Source organism: Kineococcus indalonis, assembly GCF_009906395.1.
GTDB classification, from domain to species: Bacteria; Actinomycetota; Actinomycetes; order Actinomycetales; family Kineococcaceae; genus Kineococcus; species Kineococcus indalonis.
Genome location: NZ_JAAALM010000551.1, coordinates 1 through 2,570 on the forward strand (window position 1 = coordinate 1; position 2,570 = coordinate 2,570).

The window sequence follows — 2,570 nt, forward strand, 5'->3', positions numbered from 1 at the left end:
CGTGGGAGCTGGACCGGGCGGGCGAACGGGCGGGCGAACGGGCGGGCAGCGAACGCCGCGAGCCGGGTCGCCCTGGGCCGTCAGGCGCCCGCCCGGTCAGCGCACGTAGCGGTCGAACCAGTCGAGCACCCGGGCCGGGTGGCGTTGGAAGTGGGTGTAGCCGTCCCAGCGGCGCGTGATGCCCTCGATCCAGAACAGCTCCTTCTCCGCGGTGGGGATGTTGTCGTAGACGGATTGCACGTCGTCGGGCCGGGTGTACAGGTCGTCGCGGACCTGGTAGAGCAGGGTGGGGACGGTGACGTTCTTCGCCCACGGCACCGGCGAGAACTCCTCCAGCCGGAAGCTCGTGATGAGCCGGATCCGCTCCTCGAGGTCGTCGATGCGGTGCCCGGGGATCCCGAGCCGTTCCAGGGCGCGCTCGAGCGCCACCCCGCTGGAGAGCGGCTGCGGGGCGACCATGCAGCGCACGCCGTCGAAGGCGTCCGGGCGCCGGGTCATCGCGAACATCGTCGAGTTCGCGCCGACGCAGCGGCTGAACAACCCGATCGCCATGTCCTTCGTGTCGTCGCGGCTGCGCACGTAGTCGAGGGAACCGATGACGTCGCGGGACTCGAACCGCCCGACGGTGAAGATGCCGCCGTTGGCCTGGCCGCTGTGCCCGAAGTTGCGCAGGTCGTAGGCGAGGACGTTGTAGCCGGCGTCGTGGAGGATCTGGTAGTCGGGCACGAAGTCGACTTCGATGTCGTTGCCGGTGGCGCCACCGAACGACTTCCAGGGTTCGAGGTGCGAGGGGAGGCCGGAGCGGTTGAACCAGCGCGGGTGGTTGGCGATGATGATCTTGTCGGAGCCCCTGGCTGGGATGAACCACCCTTCGAGCGGAGTCCCGTCCTCCGAGGGGAAGCTCACGTCCTCGTAGTCCAGGCCCACCTCGTCGGGGCGGTGGAGGATCGGGGATCGCGGCCAGGTGCGGAACCCTTCGGCGATCGCCTGCAGCGTGGTCGTGATCCGGTCCTCGGTCGTGGGTGCGGTGTCGGTCGTGGGTGGAGTGTCGGTCATCTGTCGTGCTCCTGTTGGTCTTGGTGGGGAATGCGGTCGGGCCGAGGGGCCGGAACGGCCCGGCCCCGTGCCGGTCAGCCCGCGAGGGTGGTGAGCCGATCAGCCCGCGAGGGTGGTGAGCCACTGCCGCAGGAGCGCGGTCTCGGCGGGTCCCAGCGCGGCCGTCCCGTCGGCGAGGACGGCCAGCAACTGCCTCGCGGCACCGGGGACACCGTCGACGCGCGGCGGCAGCCCGGTCAGCGCGGCGATGAGGGAGTTCCGCAGGAGCCGTGAGACGGGGTCGTCGACGGCGCCTCCCGTGCGCAGCAGGTGCATCACGCAGCCGACCGCGAAACCGAGGGTCACCTGCACGCCCAGTGCGGGCGGCACGCGCAGCACCCCGCGCTCCTCGAGGCGGTGCATGTCCGCCAGGAGTTCCGCCTCCGCCACCGCGGCAGCCCGCGCCCTGCGGGATGACCCGTACATCACCCGGTACAGCAGCGGGTTGTCCAGGCCGAACCGGACGTGCATGTCCCAGCCCGCGGCGAAGTCCGCCACCAGGTCCTCCGAGCGGGGCACCGCGTGCTTGCGCTCCAGGTACCTCGCGAACGCCTCGTCGAGCACGGCCTCGATCAGCCCGTCCTTGTCGCCGAAGTGGTGGTAGAGCGTCGGGGCGGTCACCCCCGCCGCCTCGTAGAGGCTGCGTGTCGTCGGCTCCACCTCGGGACGCTCGCCGAGCAGCCGTGTGGCGGCGTCGATCAAGCGCTGTCGCGGGCTCCTCGTCTCCGGCATGTACCAAAAGTGCATCGAGAACCGGCGAGTATCTACCAGTGGTACCCGCACGGAGCATGGGGCTGCTCAGCTACCGGTTGCTCCGTGGCTGGCCCGGTGCGCGGTGACGGCGTCCATGTTCGCCTGGGCCCACACCCGCAGGTGGCCGACCACCTGGTGCAGGGACAGCCCGAGGTCGGTGAGCTCGTAGGTCACCGTCACCGGGACCGTGGGGGTGACGGTGCGGGTCACCAGGCCGTCGCCCTCCAGCGACCGCAGCGTCTGGGTCAGCATCTTCTGACTGACCCCGACCAGCAGCCGGGACAGCTGGGAGTAGCGCAGGGGCCGTGGCCCGGCGTGGTCGCCGTCCTGCTGCGCCGCCGCGTCACCGGCGAGGGCGCACAAGGCGAGCGTGACCCACTTGTCCGAGACCCGCTCCAGCAGTTGCCGGCTCGGGCACACCGCCAGGAAGGCGTCGTACTGCGCCGTCGTTCCCGCTGTCGTTCCCGCCGTCGTTCCCGCCGTGGTCCGCGCTCGCCGCGTCGAGGTGGCCATGAGGTGCTCCTCCGCTGGGTGATCCTGGTGCGCAACGCACCTGAAAGTGCCTACTTCCCGATGGAGAGCAGGGGTGTCAGTCTCGTCCACGGCGCCCCACGGCGCCACCACCCGATCCACAGACTCAGCAGACCGGCTGCGACGGATGCAGCAGCGAGAAGGGCACCACACCATGAGCACCACCCCCACCACCACGGCCGGTCCCACCC

The 2,570-nt window shown here is 70.8% G+C and carries 3 protein-coding genes; all 3 read right to left on the bottom strand.

The features are described from left to right. Positions 1-96: 96 nt before the first annotated feature. The 3 genes from GTR00_RS18725 to GTR00_RS18735 all read right to left on the bottom strand — a co-directional run bounded on the left by GTR00_RS18725 (position 97) and on the right by GTR00_RS18735 (position 2,361). Positions 97-1,056, bottom strand: coding sequence for an alpha/beta hydrolase family protein (locus GTR00_RS18725; protein WP_205706177.1), 960 nt, complete (start codon positions 1,054-1,056; stop codon positions 97-99). A gap of 99 nt (positions 1,057-1,155) precedes the next feature. After that, positions 1,156-1,797, bottom strand: a complete 642-nt coding sequence (locus GTR00_RS18730) for a TetR/AcrR family transcriptional regulator (protein WP_205706178.1) — start codon at positions 1,795-1,797, stop codon at positions 1,156-1,158. A 96-nt stretch (positions 1,798-1,893) separates the two neighbouring features. Further along, complete coding sequence (locus GTR00_RS18735) at positions 1,894-2,361, bottom strand: winged helix-turn-helix transcriptional regulator (RefSeq protein ID WP_166613081.1); 468 nt, start codon at positions 2,359-2,361, stop codon at positions 1,894-1,896. Positions 2,362-2,570: the final 209 nt, after the last annotated feature.

Coding starts and splice junctions, on each gene's coding strand:
- GTR00_RS18735 (WP_166613081.1), bottom strand. CDS start 2,361: ATGGCCACCTCGACGCGGCGAGCGCGGACCACGGCGGGAACGACGGCG.
- GTR00_RS18725 (WP_205706177.1), bottom strand. CDS start 1,056: ATGACCGACACTCCACCCACGACCGACACCGCACCCACGACCGAGGAC.